Here is a 516-nt window from a genome sequence, read left to right on the forward strand (position 1 = left end):
CGAGGAATCGACCGAGATCGTGCTGCTGCTGACGCCGCACGTGGAGCGTTCGCTGGAGCTGCCGGCGGCGTCCAACAGCTATTTCCCGTCCGGCACCGAAGCCAGAGTGACCGTGCTGCCCTTGACGACCGCGCCGGCCCGGCCCGGGCTGGACGCGCCGCTGGCGCCGCCGTATTGAGGATGCCCATGCGCAGGCAACAAGGCTTCACCCTGATCGAAATGCTGGCCGCGCTCACGCTGCTGGCGCTGTGACTGAGCGTGGCGCTGCCCTGCGCCGACCTGGTCCGCCGCCGCAATCAGGAAGAGGACCTGCGGCACAGCGTGCGCATCGTGCGCGATGCGATCGACGCCTATCACGCGGCCAGCCTGGAGGGGAAGATCGACAAGTCCCTGGATCGCAGCGGCTATCCGCCGGATCTGGACAGCCTGACGCGGGGCGTGACGGACAAGACCGACCCGAACGGCGGCAAGCTGTACTTCCTGCGGCGCCTGCCGGCGGATCCGAGGTGCCAGTCC

Annotated in this window: 1 pseudogene; it reads left to right on the top strand. The window is 69.0% G+C overall.

The annotated features are described in order from the left end of the window. Window positions 1-258 precede the first annotated feature (258 nt). Window positions 259-516: pseudogene (locus tag KDH83_RS31395) on the top strand (hypothetical protein); the annotation flags it as partial.

Origin of the sequence: Achromobacter sp. Marseille-Q0513 (assembly GCF_018195695.1) — a bacterium.
Taxonomy (GTDB): domain Bacteria; phylum Pseudomonadota; class Gammaproteobacteria; order Burkholderiales; family Burkholderiaceae_B; genus Achromobacter.